Genomic DNA, 15,197 nt, shown 5'->3' with positions numbered 1-15,197 from the left:
TTCGTATGGTTCGGCGAGACTCGGGGATGATAACAGAAACATGTTTGGATTCCGACAGGAAGATGAGCATGGGATAGGTAGTTATTCTCGCAGCACATATGCCGGGAGGTGCAATATTGAAGAACAGACGTGATGAGGAAGAAGCACACAAGCATGCATTTTCTCCGTATCCTCTTGCGGAAGCCGAAAGTGCTGAAGAATTTTATACACCCGCAACAGCTGTGAATTGGGAAGCGGTCACTTCGGAAGAATTGCCCCTTGATCGGGAGTCGTTCATGCTCGACATTGACCGGATGGTGAATGAAGGGTTAGGCGGTGGACAGGTTACGGAAGATAACGGTTATATTGGTGAAAGTACAACAGACAGCATGGTTCGAGAATCACATGATGATCCGGAAGGGGAGTATGAATAAGATGATGGATGCAAAGCGCGCCAAAGCGATCTATGATTCGAAGGATACCATTGCCGTTACGCTGGAGGGAGATCCAGTCTGGATCGAGAATGTGGATGAAGCGAATGGCATGGCGACCGTTCAGGTTGGCAGCAGACCGGGAAATACCCAGACGGTACGTGTGGATCGCTTGGAGGAGTAGATACAAGTAACATATAGTTTATTGAGGGATTCGAGAATGAATAAAAGCTGAAATATATGCATAACACGGCCGGTACCGAGAGGTGCCGGTTTTTGGTTTTTCCCAGTAGGTGTTTGAAACTTCGAAGGAAGCGAGTTTTGAGACACGTCTAATAATGCATGTTATACTTCTGCTTGCCTCCTTGGATGTTGCGGGGGAAGAAAGGGACCGATATAATAAGGTTCAAAGTGAACTCAGGCGGCTGGACCGCCAAAGGTGGGGCGAATATTGAATCAGACGCACGAGCAGTGGGTGTATCAATCCCATGGCATTGCAGATACAGAAGCACTCGCTTCCGCACTCGCCAGACAGGCAAACGCCGGCATGGTGATTGCTTTGGATGGTGATCTGGGCGCGGGAAAAACGGCATTTTCACAGAAATTTGCCTGGCATTTGGGTGTACGTGATGTGGTAAGCAGTCCCACATTCACGCTAATCAAGGAGTACGAAGGGCGTCTGCCTTTATATCACATGGATGTATATCGCATATCGCTGGAAGAAGCGGATGAGCTTGGACTTGATGAATATTTCTATGGAGCCGGAGTCAGTCTGGTGGAGTGGTCGAGTATCATTCCCGAATTGCTGCCGCAAGAGCACTTGCATGTGCAGATTGAAACAACGGGCCTGGAGGATCGAACGATTACACTGGATGGGTACGGCGAGACTTATGCAGCCATGTGCCGACAGTTCAGACAGAATGGGGTCAAATGATGATGGAAGATTTACAAAAAGAGCCGCGTCAGCGGTTTTTGGCGTTGGATACATCCACCGCAGTGATGGCAGCTGCGATGATGGAAGATCATGCGCTTCTGCAAGAACGCAATGAACGGGCTGAGCGCAACCATTCGGTACACGTTGTACCGGTGATGGAGCAGCTGCTGGCCGCCAGCAACACACAGCCTGGCCAACTGGACGGCATTGCCGTTGGCGTTGGCCCAGGCTCGTACACGGGCATCCGCATTGCGGTGACCGCGGCGAAGACACTGGCCTGGGCGTGGGACATCCCCGTAGCCGGGGTGTCCAGCCTTCAGGCCATCGCCTGGGGCGGCTGGCACAGCGGCCTCGCCGCCAAGGCGGAAGCTGCGGCAGAGGATGCCGCAGCAGGGGCTGGCGGAACGCCATCCGCGGACCAGGGCAGCACAAGTGCTGCCCCTGTCCACTGGATCGTTCCGCTTGTGGATGCACGGCGCGGTCAAGCGTGCACCGCGCTGTTTGCCTCCGCCGGGAGCGATGCGCCCCGGCGTCTGGCGCCTGATGCCATCCGCAAGATGGACGGATGGCTGGAAGCCCTCGCCGCCCGCATGGCGGAGGCGGCGCCGGAAGAGCGGCCCGCAGCCGTCTGGTTCGTCGGCGAGACGGGCCCTCATGCTGCGGCAGCGGCGGAGCTTCGCTGCCCCGCAGGAACGGCGCTCCAGCTCGTACCTTATGAGCTGGAAGGCCGCTGGGTTGGGCGCCTTGGCGCCGCCGCGCTGCTTGCAGGTCAGCGTGATGACGTGCATGCGCTGGTGCCAAACTACACCCAGCTGTCTGAAGCGGAAGCCAATCTTCTGCGCAAAGGCTGAAAGAGGTTGTTCAAAAAGTCCGCTTTTGATTACGAAGGATGCCTGGTGGCATCATCAGCATCGATTATGGAATTCAGCCGAAATGTCCGTTGCTCACGTAGTTTTCCCTACGCTCCGCTACTCCATTTCTAGCTTCATCCCATCTTCTCGGTACTGAAAACCGGTCTTTTTGAACACGCACTAAAGGGGGGAAAGCAGATGGACAACGTGGCGAATAATAAGCAGGAAGCAACGCTTCAGTTCAGGTTCATGACACTCGCGGATATTCCCGATGTGATGGAGATTGAACATGAGGCCTTTACCCTGCCCTGGACGGAAGAAGCATTTCAAAATGAATTGACACACAATCATTTTGCTAAATATATGGTGATGGAATTAGAAGGAAAAGCCATTGGCTATGCAGGTATGTGGACAATCATGGATGAAGCCCATATTACCAATATTGCAGTCAGAGGCGCGTATCGTGGACGCAAGCTTGGCGAAAAGTTACTGGATGAATTAATGAGCACAGCGGCTTATCTCGGGATGGAACGAATGACGCTGGAGGTCAGAGTCTCGAACAGCATTGCACAGCGTTTATATCAGAAAAAAGGGTTTGAATCGGCGGGTCTTCGTAAAGGGTATTACTCCGATAATGGGGAAGATGCGATGATTATGTGGGCGAACTTGCCGTCTGCAGGCCGGAGCGGCGAAGAGGAAGGAAGCGTACTGGATTCATGAACGAACTCAATGAAAAAATAAATTCTGCACCATCCTACATTTTGGCGGTGGAGACAAGCTGTGATGAAACATCGGTAGCAGTAGTCAAAGATGGACGGGAAGTGCTGTCCAATCTGATCTCAAGTCAGATCGAGACGCATAAGGCATTTGGTGGTGTTGTACCTGAAGTGGCTTCACGCAAACACGTTGAAGTCATTACGTTGATGCTGGAACAGGCGATCGAACAGTCCGGCATTCGTCCACGTGATCTAAGTGCAATTGCCGTGACGCAAGGTCCGGGGCTGGTCGGTGCACTGCTGGTGGGTATTGTTGCGGCCAAAACGCTGGCCATGGCACTGGGCAAACCGCTCATCGGCACACATCATATTGCCGGGCATATCTATGCCAACCGACTTACTCATGAACTGCAATATCCAGCGATGGCACTGGTCGTATCTGGTGGACATACAGAACTTGTGCATATGGAATCCGAGGGTAAGTTCAAACTGATTGGTCGTACACGTGATGATGCTGTAGGCGAAGCGTATGACAAAGTAGCACGTGCATTGGGTTGTCCTTATCCGGGTGGCCCGCATGTGGACCGGATGGCATCTGAAGCGGAGGACGTAGTGCCATTACCACGGGTATGGCTGGAAGCAGGTTCGTACGATTTCAGTCTCAGTGGTCTGAAGTCTGCTGTACTGAATGCGCTCAACCAGGCCAAAATGCGCGGAGAAACCTTGGAGCCGTCTGCGGTTGCACGTGGTTTCCAGGAAGCTGTTGTTGAAGTGTTGGTTGAGAAAGCCGTTAGAGCAGTTCGTGAGTATGGTTCACGTCAACTGTTATTATGTGGTGGTGTTGCAGCTAACCGGGGGTTACGCTCGGCATTACAGGAGCGATGCACGAAGGAAGGGCTTGAACTGTTAATCCCGCCAATGGAATATTGTACGGATAACGCGGCCATGATTGGAGCGGCTGCATATCTGAAATGGCAGCGGGGAGAAATTGCTGAATTTGATGCGAAGGCAGATCCAGGACTTTCCCTGGAGGAATGGTCCGTTCAATCCGTATAGTCAGGCAGTTTGAGATTAAGAGTTGACAGCAGGGATGTAAAGAATGTATATTTAGTTACAAATTTAAACAGGAATTCAGATTCCTGAACTGATAAACGCGATGAACAGGAATAGTAAGGTCATTCCCGGTCTTAGAGAGCTGCGGTATGGTGCAACGCAGTCGAAGGAAACCTGAAACTCACCTGGAAGCGGAACGATGGAACACGGTGACTCCCTGGGAGAATCCGAAGGCCGATCATGGCCCAAAGTACATGGTTACGGGTTGCCTCCGTGAATGGGCCGTTGTCGGTAGGACCGTTATTACAAGGATCAACTGACGATAACTGAGGGGGCTTTCAGGCTGCTTCAAGTGATCCGGATATGCGAAAGCATTCAGGGGTTGTCTTGAATGAACAGGAAGGAAGTCAACAAGAGTGGTACCGCGAAGGTGAACAGCCTGTCGTCTCTTGCATTATTGCATGAGGTGGCAGGCTTTTTTTGATTTTCAAAATAAGGATGAATGAAGTAGGTCATATTATAAATGTGATGAACGGGAGCAGTAGAACGATAAAGCGCTCAGAGAGCTGCGGGGTGGTGCGACGCAGTGGCTGGAATCATTCGAATCTCGCCCGGGAACGGAGCTGTGGAAGCGTGGGGACGATATCAATCGCCCAGTTGTCCTGATGGACAATAACATGTGTTACATAGCAACGGTTAACCCCCGTTATAGGGTGTTTCTCCGAATTCCAGTGGTGTCGTGTGCACATGCACAATCCATTGGATCTCGGAGACGACGAGGTGGATGGAGTCTGGCGCAAGCCTGGCCCATCAAGCAAGAGTGGTACCGCGGAGGGGATAATAACCCGCCGTCTCTTATATGAGATGGCGGGTTATTTGTGTTTGCTGCCGGCAGCAGGGTGGGCATGGGAAGAACCATATGGAGATTGAAAAGTCAGAAGGTCAGGGTGTAAGTCGACGTACACTCTGTTATGAGGGTAAGCAGTATTTGCAACGAGTAATGAACATCGAACATCAAGTATAGGCACTAAAAATTCAACAGGCTTTAATGATTACCAAGGACTAAGCTACAAACAACATACGCGTTTACAAACAAAATATATAACAACAGTGACGGCGATTAGCGGGTGATCTGTGGCTCATGGATCGTAACGAAAATATTTATAAAAATTTGATGGAGGTTAATGGATATGACAACAACTAATAACAAACGCATGATTGAGATTTTTGATACAACACTGCGCGATGGAGAACAGGCACCAGGAGCAAGTCTGCAACCCGAGCAAAAGATTGAACTGGCACACCAACTGGCTTCTCTGGGTATCGACGTCATTGAGCCTGGATTCCCGATCTCCAGTCCAGGTGAGTTCGCGGCGGTTCAGGCGATTTCGAGACAGTTGCAGAACGTGGAGATCTGTGGATTCGCGCGTGCGGTCAAAGGTGATATCGATGCTGCAGTTCAAGCAACAGCGGATGCAGCACGGCGCCGAATTCACCTGTTTATCTCTTCCTCGGATATTCATATTGAGCATCAACTACGCCGTCCGCGCAGTGAAGTGGTAGCTACCGCTCGTGAGATGGTATCTTATGCACGCCAGTTTACGGACATCGTAGAGTTCACAGCCATGGACGCTGCCCGTACCAAAATGGACGATTTGATTGAAATGGTTGAAGTCGCCATTGAAGCTGGAGCGAGCATTATTAATCTGCCGGATACGGTCGGTTATGCTCTGCCACATGAGTATGGTGAGATGTTCCGCCGGGTGCGTGAGGGTGCAAGAGGCGGCGATCAGGTTCGCTATAGTGCTCATTGTCATAATGATCTGGGCTTGGCCGTAGCCAATAGTTTGGCTGCGATTGCCAATGGAGCTACCCAGATTGAAGTGACCATTAATGGTATCGGAGAACGGACGGGGAACTGTGCACTGGAAGAGCTGATTATGGCGCTGGAGACTCGGGGAGACGCGATTGGTGCAACGACGAACATTAAGCTGAATCAGCTATATGAAACTTCACGTCAGATTAGCCGGGCGATGCACTTCCCGATTGCATACAATAAACCGGTGGTGGGACGTAATGCGTTCCAGCATGAATCAGGCATCCATCAGGATGGTCTGCTGAAGAATCGGAATACCTATGAGATTATGGACCCGGAAGCGCTGGGTATTCCGCGCAGCATGATTATTTTGGGCAAACACTCCGGTCGTCACGCCCTGAAGGATCGGGTTCGTAAATACGGTTTTGAACCGGATGAGCAACAGATGGAGCAATTGTATGAGGTGTTCAAAGAAACCGCAGACCAGCAAAAAGTGGTCAGTGATGACCAGTTATTACAGATGGTTAGCCAGACCATGAATATTCCTGCACAGGACTATGAACTGGTTGAATTGCAGGTGACGGCGGGCAGCATGACGGATCGAATGGCCGCCGTACGTATTCGCACAAGCGCTGGAGAACAATCTTACTCCGCTGTTGGCGGTGGACCCGTGGATGCGACCATTCGTGCGATTGGTCAGAGCATTTCCGATGATATTGCATTTGTTGATATGGAGATGCATGCCTTGAGTGGGGGAGAAGGTGCAAGTGCAGAAGCTGTAGTTACCGTGGAGCGTGCAGGGCGTGAGTTCCGGGGAACGGCAACACATAATGATATCGTCATGGCTGCCGGTCTTGCGTATGTAGCGGCTTGTAATGCTGCTGGGCTGAAGGCCGAGTCTTCCGAACATCATGAACAAGAAGCGCATGCGTAAAACATCTTTGCCAGATCGCATCTACAGCGGCAATAGTAGCAAGTGCGATTTGATGTAAATATGCATGGCATATAGTAAATAAATGACGGGCAGGCCTTGAACGACAAAGGTCTGCTTTTGTCTTATTATGGAGGAACATTGAGGAGCGGGAGAATGCATTTGTCAAGGTGTGACTATAGTTATACACATATCCAGTGTAATTTGTGGATAACTACCGCAAAGTCAAACCAGTATAGTTTTCGAAACGAAAAGGGTTTAGGGGATAGAATGACTCCTTACTATCCACAAAGTTGTGGATAAAGTGGATAACTTAGTGGATAAATATGGTTTTTGTGTGTAAAAGGCTATTCTACCGCTGTATAATTAAGCTTATTAATGTGCTTGCTATCTTGCTTTCTTGTGGATAAGTGTGAGGGGAAGGGGGATAAAAATATTTCTCTTCATTCGAGTAAATTTGACAAAAGCCAAAACAGCTCTCCCAACCTCCGTTTGTTAGAGTTCAATCTCATGGAACATAAAAAACATAAGGTGCATACCTTCAATACTCATCCTTAACAAACAAAAAGCTGATCCCAATAAGGAATCAGCCGATGGTACAACTATACTTGTATGGACGCGATCAAACCATGTTATGAGTCTGTACTATTGGTACTATTCCATAGCTAGTTCTTCCCAGTCCTCGTATGCCTTGATGAGTTCTGCTTTGTGTTCCTCCGTTTGTTGCTGGAGTTCTTGCAGCTTCATATAATCCTGATAGATTTCAGGCAGAGCCATCTGTGCCTCAAGATCTGTAATCTTCGTTTCCAACTCCGCAATCTGTTGTTCCAGAGCTTCCTGCTTGCGTTGCCGGTTACGTTCTTCACGTTTCGCCTGTTTTTCCGCTTCGAATGAAGCCGCTCCGGATTTTTCGGTTGTGGCTGTGTTCAGATCGGATTTGGACGAGTTCTTGGCTGAAGCCTGACGTGCCTCAGCTGCTTCACGTGCGATGTCCTCAAGCTCCTGTTTCTTCTCCACATAATCATCATAATTACCGAGATAGTGTTCCGTGCCGCCTGGATGAAGCTCGACAATGCGCTCAGCCATTTTGTTGAGGAAGTACCGGTCATGGGAGATGAACAGCAGAGTGCCTTCATAATCCATTAACGCCGCTTCCAGCACTTCTTTGGCAAACAGGTCGAGATGGTTCGTAGGCTCATCCAGAATGAGCATATTCGCTTCCTTCAGCATCAGCTTGGAGAGAGAGACACGTGCTTTCTCACCGCCGCTGAGGGAGGAGATCTTCTTGAGCACATCGTCACCGCTGAACAAAAAGTTCCCCAGTACGGTCCGAATGCGTGCTTCTTCCATCCCGGGATAGGCACTCCACAGTTCTTCCAGAACCGTATTGGACGGATTGAGCCCAGTCTGCTCCTGATCATAATAGCCAATCTGCACTTTTGTTCCCCATTGGATATCCCCGGTTACCGGACGCAAACTTCCGGTGAGGCACTTCAGCATGGTGGATTTACCAATACCGTTTGGACCAATCAGAGCAACCGTTTCCCCGCGCCGCAGATCGAAGGATACATTGCGGAACAATGGAGAAGCCTCATCATAAGCGACAGACAGCTGATCCACTCGAAGCACTTCTTTGCCGGACATAACGGCGGTTTCGAAGGAAAAATGAGCTTTTTTCAGATCACCCATCGGTTTATCGAGGCGCTCCATTTTGTCGAGGGCCTTACGGCGGCTTTGAGCCCGCTTGGTCGTCGAGGCACGTACAATATTTTTCTGAACAAAATCCTCCATCTTGGAGATTTCACCCTGTTGTTTCTCATATTGCTTCATCTGAGTTTCATATTCGGCAGCTTTGAGTTCCATATAACGGCTGTAATTGCCCGTGTATTTTTTGGAGCGGTGACGTTCGATCTCCACGATGGTTGTTACGAGTCGATCAAGGAAGTACCGGTCATGGGATACCACGAGCAGTGCGCCTGAATAACCTCTCAGATAATCTTCCAACCAAGTAAGGGTGGCGATATCGAGATAGTTGGTAGGCTCGTCGAGCATGAGCAGATCGGGTGCCTGAAGCAAAATACGAGCTAGCGCAAGGCGTGTCTTCTGCCCGCCGCTTAGAGTAGCAATAGGGGTGTCTGGCGAAAATTCGCCGAATCCCATCCCGTGCAGTACGCTGCGAATGCGGGTTTCCATCTCATAACCGCCATGGTCCTTGAACCAATCGGAGCGTTTCGCATAACGTTCCAGCAGGTCCGCGTACTTTTTCTCATCTTCCATCTGGGCAGGGTCGGCAATATCGCGTTCCATCTGACGCAAATCTGCTTCAGCCTGTGTCAGGTGAGCGAAGACGTTCATCATTTCTTCCCAGATGGTACGGTCGGACTGCAGCCCGCTGTTCTGAGCCAGGTAACCGAGCGTTGTTTCTTTGGATTTGAAAATCTGTCCCCCGTCATAGGACATTTCACCGGCTACAATTTTGAGCAAAGTGGATTTTCCTGCACCGTTTACACCAACGAGGCCGATGCGCTCGCGTTCTAATATTTGTAAGTTCACGCCGTCCAAGATTGGATCGACACCAAAACGTTTGATAATTCCGGATACTTGCAGCAGCATAAAATTAAGTTCCTCCATAGGTCCAGTTCTTGATATGACAACTATATCCCAGTTTACATGAAATACAGAGCAATTGCACCGATTGGGAACGCATGGGGCATGTAGTCTTTTTGATCAATCAATGATAAACTGAAAGAAGGCATGTTATTACATGAGGATTTTGCAGAAAATGAATCATTTTAACCATTTCAACAAGATGACAACTGGTCATAACATATAAATTGTTTTTAATGAGAGCTTTTTTCTACCTTCCCTATCAACAGGAGGTTATTCAAGGATATGCAGGATCATGCGGAACTGAAAAGTCAGCTTCGATCCAGACTGAGACAGAGCCGTGATCTGATGGATGCAAGCATGCGTCAGCAGGCAATGACTAAGATTAACGCTGGAGTGAAGCGGGAGCTGGAACGCCTTAGACAGGCCAAGAGTAAGGTCGTGAACAGACCACTCGTCATATTCAGTTATTTGTCCTATGGAAGCGAAGCGTCCACAGCTTTTCTGTTTCAAGAGGGCTGGAAACATGGAGATGTGATGCTTGCACCAAAAGTATTGGCGAATCCACCCCGAATGGAGCTACGGCGAGTGACCGGAGAACAGGATCTGGAGCCAGGCATATGGGGGATACCCGAACCTAAGGATTCCTGTGAAGTCCTGACAACTGATGATTGGCCGGATATCGATCTCGTATTGGTACCGGGGCTTGGTTATGATCTCCATGGAGGGCGTATTGGTTATGGTGGCGGTTATTATGATCGTTTTGCCGAGACGCTTGCAGCAACATGTGTGATGACGGGCAAGAAACCGTTGATGGCTGCGATGGTATTGCCGGGTCAGCTACAAGAGGAGATCCCGATGGACCTGCTCGATCTGCGGATTGATCTGTTGATAACAACCGAAGGTATATTACATATCGAATAAAGGGTTGTGATGTGATTGAGTTCAGAAGTGAACAACGGCCAGGCTTCGGGTGGCAAACTGACCCATTTTAATGAACAGGGGCGGGCCCGGATGGTTGATATTTCGGGTAAGGAAATTACCGTACGTACGGCTGTGGCCGTAACCAAGGTGACGATGAATCCAGATACACTGGAAGCGATTCGGGAGGGCCGAATCGGTAAAGGTGATGTTCTGGCTGTGGCTCAGATTGCCGGGATTCAAGGCGCGAAGAAAACGTCGGACTGGATTCCGATGTGCCATCCGCTGGCACTGACGGGTGTGGATATTCGTTTTCATGATAACGGAGTGGATGAATTACACATTGAAGTTACTGTCAAAACCGAAGGCAAAACGGGTGTTGAGATGGAGGCGCTCACGGCTGCCTCAGCTGCAGCACTGACGGTCTATGACATGTGCAAGGCCATGCAAAAAGATATGATTATCGGTCCAACCATGCTGAATTCCAAGAGTGGTGGCAAAAACGGTGATTACAGCCGATAGGCAATATTTATTTTCATAGAGGAGAAGGGTGATCTTTATGGTGTGGAGAACAGCAATCCTGACAGCCAGTGACAAAGGAGCCCGCGGGGAACGTGAGGATACGAGTGCACAAGTCATTCGGGAGCTGGTGGAAGAAGAGCTGGGTGGTCAAATCGTGGAGTACCGTATCGTTCCGGATGAACCCGATGAGATTATTGCGGCTTTGATTGAGATGACGGATTATTTTCACGCCGATCTGGTGCTGACTACCGGTGGCACGGAGCTGGCCATTCGTGATATTACTCCGGAAGCGACCCGGCGCGTAATTGAGCGGGAAGTTCCCGGGATGGCAGAGGCCATGCGGTACAGTGTAATGAGCAAAAACCGTTCTGCAATGCTGTTCCGCGGGGTATGTGGCATTCGTGGACGAACGCTGATTGTTAATCTGCCAGGTACACCAAAGGGTGTGCATGAACATCTGGCTGCCATTATGGATCAGCTTCCGGAAGCGCTGCTGATGGTTACGGGTCAGTTCAAGCAATAATCGAGCATGGACTCTGGGGCAAGATATCCGATTAGCCATGACCGTTGTTAGATTGTTCTAGTGACATCTCTTATTTGTGAATTTTGCGGGTTATGTAAGTGGTTACATCTATGGTATGATGGGCTTAAATTAAAAACGCAGCAGAGACATCTATGAACATCTGGCCGAGTATGCACATCTTCGAAGCTTGAGACGAGGAGGAATATCAATGTTTAGTTCCATTGGACCAACGGGGTTTATTTTGCTGGCCGTGATTGCATTGTTGTTGTTTGGACCCAACAAACTTCCGGAACTGGGACGTGCAGTTGGGCGTACCTTCCGTGAATTCAAAGAGGGCGCTCGCGAGATTATCTCTGAGGATGACTCGTCCAATCGCAAAGAGCAGGAGAAGGCGAAACCGCTGGCGGCTGAGAGCACACCTGCAGACAAGCCTGCTGATAAACGCCTGCCGGAATAATCTTGACGGCAATGAAAGAGAAATCCCTTCCTGCCGGAAGGGTTTTGTATTTTAAGCTGGCAATAATGGGGGGCAGGCATGACGCAGCAAATGGAAGAAATGTCGATTACGGAACATCTGAGTGAGCTGCGGAAGCGGCTGATTTATGTACTAAGCATTTTTGTGCTGGGACTGATTGCAGGATTTTTTGTGGCGGACCCGGTATACCAATATCTGACCAAGGCAGAGTCGGCAAAAGGTTTTGTATTACATGCCTTCTCGTTCTGGGACGGGATTGGCATCTACATGAAGATTGCAGGGTTGTTCTCACTTATTATTACACTGCCGTTTACGGTGTATCAGATCTGGAAGTTTGTTAGTCCGGGGCTAAAACCGCGCGAGCGAAAAGCAACGCTGAAGTATGTGCCCTATGTGTTTCTTTTATTTCTGACAGGTATGGCTTTTTCGTATTATGTTATATTTCCGATGGCACTCGCCTTCACGACAGCAATTACGGAGAAGATGGGGCTTGTGGAGACCTACGGGATGAAACAGTACTTCAGCTTCTTGTTTGGAATCGTGCTGCCTGTGTCCCTGTTATTTGAACTTCCTTTGCTTATTATGTTTCTGACAGGACTGCGGATTCTGAATCCAATTCGCCTTCGCAAGATGCGCAGAGTTGCTTATTTTGTTCTGATCTTCATTGCGGTGGTTATTACACCTCCAGACTTTATATCCGATCTGCTGGTGATGATTCCCTTGCTCCTGTTATATGAGATCAGTGTGTTATTATCCGCAATCGTATATCGCAAGCAGCTTGCAGCCGATGAAGAGATCGAATCCCGCTATGTTCGTGCCGAGGATAAGAAACATGCGGGTTGAATGAGGATAAGCTGTAATGTGCCCGGAAAAGACGGTATGTTCTTATCCGGGCTATTTCTGTAGACTGCCGACCAACACGACAGGACAAGCAGGCATATTATGTTCAACAATGGATACAATGGGAAAGGGACTGTCCGCTAACGTTGCAGAAGGGCTAAACAATTTCGTAGAATAAGATTAGTGAATTGCAACATAGAACCAGGCACAGCGGGTGTAATTTGGCTATGTTTGTGTAAATTCAACGTAAATTCTCGCAGGAATTCGTCAAAAGGACTTGAAATCATGCTTCAAGTTGAGTATCATAAAGTTGGTTGTTAGCACTGAACACTGTCGAGTGCTAATACATATGGCTACAACCTACAATGTAACGTTATATAATTTCAAAAGGAGGCTATTTTTCATGATCAGACCTTTAGGTGAACGCGTATTGGTAGAACCACTGGAGCAAGAACAAACAACTTCTTTCGGGATCGTACTCCCGGACTCCGCCAAAGAAAAACCGCAAGAGGGTAGAATCATTGCAGTTGGTGCTGGAGTATTGAAAGACGGCGTACGTGTAGCTCTGGAAGTGAAAGAAGGAGATCGCGTTATTTTCTCCAAATATGCCGGTACAGAAATCAAATTCGAAGGTAAAGAATATTTGATTATGAAAGAAAGCGATATTCACGCGATTCTCGACTAATTCAAATTTAATCGGATAACCGAACCATATAGCACGACCATTTTCCAACAAAAACTAGGGAGGTTTTCTTAACATGGCTAAAGACATTAAATTCAGTGAAGACGCTCGTCGCTCCATGCTTCGTGGTGTGGATGCATTGGCTAATGCAGTAAAAGTAACACTCGGTCCTAAAGGCCGTAACGTGGTTCTGGAGAAAAAATTCGGAAGCCCGCTCATCACTAACGATGGTGTAACCATTGCTAAAGAAATCGAACTGGAAGATGCATTCGAGAACATGGGTGCACAACTGGTTAAAGAAGTAGCAACGAAAACCAACGATGTTGCCGGTGACGGTACTACAACAGCAACTGTATTGGCGCAAGCGCTGATCACAGAAGGTCTGAAAAACGTAACTGCAGGCGCTAGCCCAATCGGTATCCGTAAAGGGATCGACAAAGCGGTTAAAGCTGCGGTTGCTGAATTGCAATCCATCTCCAAACCAATCGATTCCAAACAATCCATCGCACAAGTTGCAGCAATCTCTGCAGCTGACGAAGAAGTAGGCGAACTGATCGCTGAAGCTATGGAAAAAGTAGGTAAAGATGGCGTAATCACAGTAGAAGAATCCAAAGGATTCGCTACAGAGCTTGAAGTGGTTGAAGGTATGCAATTCGACCGTGGATACATCTCTCCTTACATGATCACTGATACGGACAAAATGGAAGCTGTTTTGGACAATCCGTACATCTTGATCACAGACAAAAAAATCTCCAGCACGCAAGATATCTTGCCATTGCTTGAGAAAATCGTTCAACAAGGCAAACCGCTGGTATTGATCGCTGAAGATATCGAAGGCGAAGCACTGGCTATGCTGGTTGTGAACAAATTGCGTGGTACATTCAATGCTGTAGCTGTTAAAGCTCCAGGATTCGGTGACCGTCGTAAAGCAATGCTGCAAGACATCGCTGCCCTCACTGGTGGCCAATTGATCACGGAAGAACTGGGTCTGGACCTGAAATCCGCTGTTGTGGAACAACTGGGTACAGCTCGTCAAATCCGCGTAACAAAAGAAAACACAATCATCGTTGACGGTGCTGGTAACAAATCCGATATCGATGCACGTGTTAGCCAAATCCGTACACAATTGGAAGAAACAACTTCCGAGTTCGACAAAGAGAAACTGCAAGAGCGTCTGGCTAAATTGTCCGGCGGTGTAGCAGTCATCAAAGTTGGTGCGGCTACTGAAACAGAATTGAAAGAACGCAAACTTCGCATCGAAGATGCCCTGAACGCAACTCGCGCAGCGGTTGAAGAAGGTATCGTATCCGGTGGTGGTACAGCGCTCATGAACGTATATAGCGCGGTTGCGGCTGTAGCTCTGTCCGGTGACGAGCAAACAGGCGTAAACATCGTCCTGCGTGCTCTGGAAGCACCAATCCGCACAATCGCAGCTAACGCTGGCGAAGAAGGTTCCGTAATCGTGGAACGTCTGAAAAAAGAACAAACAGGAATCGGCTTCAACGCTGCAACTGGCGAGTGGGTTAACATGATCGAAGCAGGTATCGTTGACCCTGCGAAAGTAACTCGTTATGCATTGCAAAACGCTGCTTCCGTAGCGGCAATGTTCTTGACTACTGAAGCAGTTATCGCTGACAAACCAGAACCAGCAGGTGCTGGTGGCGGAATGCCTGACATGGGCGGTATGGGTGGAATGGGCGGCATGATGTAATAAAGGTGTAAAAACCTTTAAAGCATCATGTGCCTGGCAGAGTGGATTCTCGTTACGATGTGACAAGAATTTGTGAAGCGGCCACTGTTACAAATCATAAATAAAAACCACTCCTTAGTAATTATTAAGGAGTGGTTTTTATTTTATTGAGTATTTTATAATCAAAGTCACAATGTGGGGGATTTCCCCTTTTTCCTTTAGTAAT

General features: G+C 48.8%; 15 protein-coding genes and 1 other annotated feature. Of the genes, 14 read left to right on the top strand and 1 reads right to left on the bottom strand.

Annotated elements, in window-relative coordinates:
* The first annotated feature begins 116 nt into the window (after nucleotides 1–116).
* The 7 genes from MHI14_RS24430 (at nucleotide 117) to MHI14_RS24400 (ending at nucleotide 6,714) form a co-directional block, all read left to right on the top strand.
* The gene (locus MHI14_RS24430; protein ID WP_036668952.1) at nucleotides 117–413 is read left to right on the top strand and encodes a hypothetical protein; all 297 of its coding nucleotides are present in this window, start codon (nucleotides 117–119) and stop codon (nucleotides 411–413) included.
* 4 nt (nucleotides 414–417) lie between these two features.
* Complete coding sequence (locus MHI14_RS24425; protein ID WP_026081228.1) at nucleotides 418–594, top strand: H-type small acid-soluble spore protein; 177 nt, start codon at nucleotides 418–420, stop codon at nucleotides 592–594.
* 267 nt (nucleotides 595–861) lie between these two features.
* A complete protein-coding gene (tsaE, locus tag MHI14_RS24420) occupies nucleotides 862–1,344 on the top strand; it encodes a tRNA (adenosine(37)-N6)-threonylcarbamoyltransferase complex ATPase subunit type 1 TsaE (RefSeq protein WP_017690089.1) in 483 nt (160 codons plus the stop codon).
* A 2-nt stretch (nucleotides 1,345–1,346) separates the two neighbouring features.
* Nucleotides 1,347–2,195 (top strand): tRNA (adenosine(37)-N6)-threonylcarbamoyltransferase complex dimerization subunit type 1 TsaB, encoded by an 849-nt coding sequence (gene tsaB, locus MHI14_RS24415; protein WP_445670377.1) that lies wholly within the window; start codon nucleotides 1,347–1,349, stop codon nucleotides 2,193–2,195.
* A gap of 198 nt (nucleotides 2,196–2,393) precedes the next feature.
* Complete coding sequence (rimI, locus tag MHI14_RS24410) at nucleotides 2,394–2,915, top strand: ribosomal protein S18-alanine N-acetyltransferase (protein WP_036668955.1); 522 nt, start codon at nucleotides 2,394–2,396, stop codon at nucleotides 2,913–2,915.
* Nucleotides 2,912–3,967, top strand: a complete 1,056-nt coding sequence (gene tsaD, locus MHI14_RS24405) for a tRNA (adenosine(37)-N6)-threonylcarbamoyltransferase complex transferase subunit TsaD (RefSeq protein WP_091033774.1) — start codon at nucleotides 2,912–2,914, stop codon at nucleotides 3,965–3,967. Before rimI ends, tsaD begins: the two co-directional genes overlap by 4 nt.
* 516 nt (nucleotides 3,968–4,483) lie before the next feature.
* Nucleotides 4,484–4,823: a binding site (T-box leader), on the top strand.
* A 331-nt stretch (nucleotides 4,824–5,154) separates the two neighbouring features.
* The gene (locus tag MHI14_RS24400) at nucleotides 5,155–6,714 is read left to right on the top strand and encodes a 2-isopropylmalate synthase (protein ID WP_091033768.1); all 1,560 of its coding nucleotides are present in this window, start codon (nucleotides 5,155–5,157) and stop codon (nucleotides 6,712–6,714) included.
* A gap of 651 nt (nucleotides 6,715–7,365) precedes the next feature.
* On the opposite strand, the gene MHI14_RS24395 is transcribed toward MHI14_RS24400, so the two are convergent.
* Nucleotides 7,366–9,324 carry an ABC-F family ATP-binding cassette domain-containing protein gene (locus tag MHI14_RS24395; protein ID WP_091033765.1) on the bottom strand — a complete coding sequence of 653 codons (1,959 nt, stop codon included), beginning with the start codon at nucleotides 9,322–9,324 and terminating at the stop codon, nucleotides 7,366–7,368.
* A gap of 279 nt (nucleotides 9,325–9,603) precedes the next feature.
* On the opposite strand from MHI14_RS24395, the gene MHI14_RS24390 reads away from it, so the two are divergent.
* The 7 genes from MHI14_RS24390 to groL all read left to right on the top strand — a co-directional run bounded on the left by MHI14_RS24390 (nucleotide 9,604) and on the right by groL (nucleotide 14,992).
* Nucleotides 9,604–10,242, top strand: a complete 639-nt coding sequence (locus MHI14_RS24390; RefSeq protein WP_341131411.1) for a 5-formyltetrahydrofolate cyclo-ligase — start codon at nucleotides 9,604–9,606, stop codon at nucleotides 10,240–10,242.
* Between the two features lie 15 nt (nucleotides 10,243–10,257).
* Nucleotides 10,258–10,761, top strand: a complete 504-nt coding sequence (moaC, locus tag MHI14_RS24385; RefSeq protein ID WP_223869015.1) for a cyclic pyranopterin monophosphate synthase MoaC — start codon at nucleotides 10,258–10,260, stop codon at nucleotides 10,759–10,761.
* A gap of 37 nt (nucleotides 10,762–10,798) precedes the next feature.
* Nucleotides 10,799–11,284, top strand: coding sequence for a MogA/MoaB family molybdenum cofactor biosynthesis protein (locus MHI14_RS24380; protein ID WP_017690080.1), 486 nt, complete (start codon nucleotides 10,799–10,801; stop codon nucleotides 11,282–11,284).
* Nucleotides 11,285–11,492: 208 nt separating this feature from the next.
* Entirely contained in the window at nucleotides 11,493–11,741 is a 249-nt protein-coding gene (tatA, locus tag MHI14_RS24375) for a twin-arginine translocase TatA/TatE family subunit (RefSeq protein WP_036668966.1), read from the top strand.
* 78 nt (nucleotides 11,742–11,819) lie between these two features.
* Nucleotides 11,820–12,602, top strand: a complete 783-nt coding sequence (gene tatC / locus MHI14_RS24370; protein WP_091033760.1) for a twin-arginine translocase subunit TatC — start codon at nucleotides 11,820–11,822, stop codon at nucleotides 12,600–12,602.
* Between the two features lie 400 nt (nucleotides 12,603–13,002).
* Nucleotides 13,003–13,284, top strand: coding sequence for a co-chaperone GroES (gene groES / locus MHI14_RS24365; RefSeq protein ID WP_017690077.1), 282 nt, complete (start codon nucleotides 13,003–13,005; stop codon nucleotides 13,282–13,284).
* 73 nt (nucleotides 13,285–13,357) lie between these two features.
* Nucleotides 13,358–14,992: a chaperonin GroEL gene (groL, locus tag MHI14_RS24360; protein WP_036611259.1), complete on the top strand. Its 1,635-nt coding sequence runs from the start codon at nucleotides 13,358–13,360 to the stop codon at nucleotides 14,990–14,992.
* Nucleotides 14,993–15,197: the final 205 nt, after the last annotated feature.

The organism is Paenibacillus sp. FSL K6-2393 (assembly GCF_038002545.1).
Classification (GTDB): Bacteria; Bacillota; Bacilli; order Paenibacillales; family Paenibacillaceae; genus Paenibacillus.
This window is presented reverse-complemented; position numbering and strand designations above follow the sequence as displayed.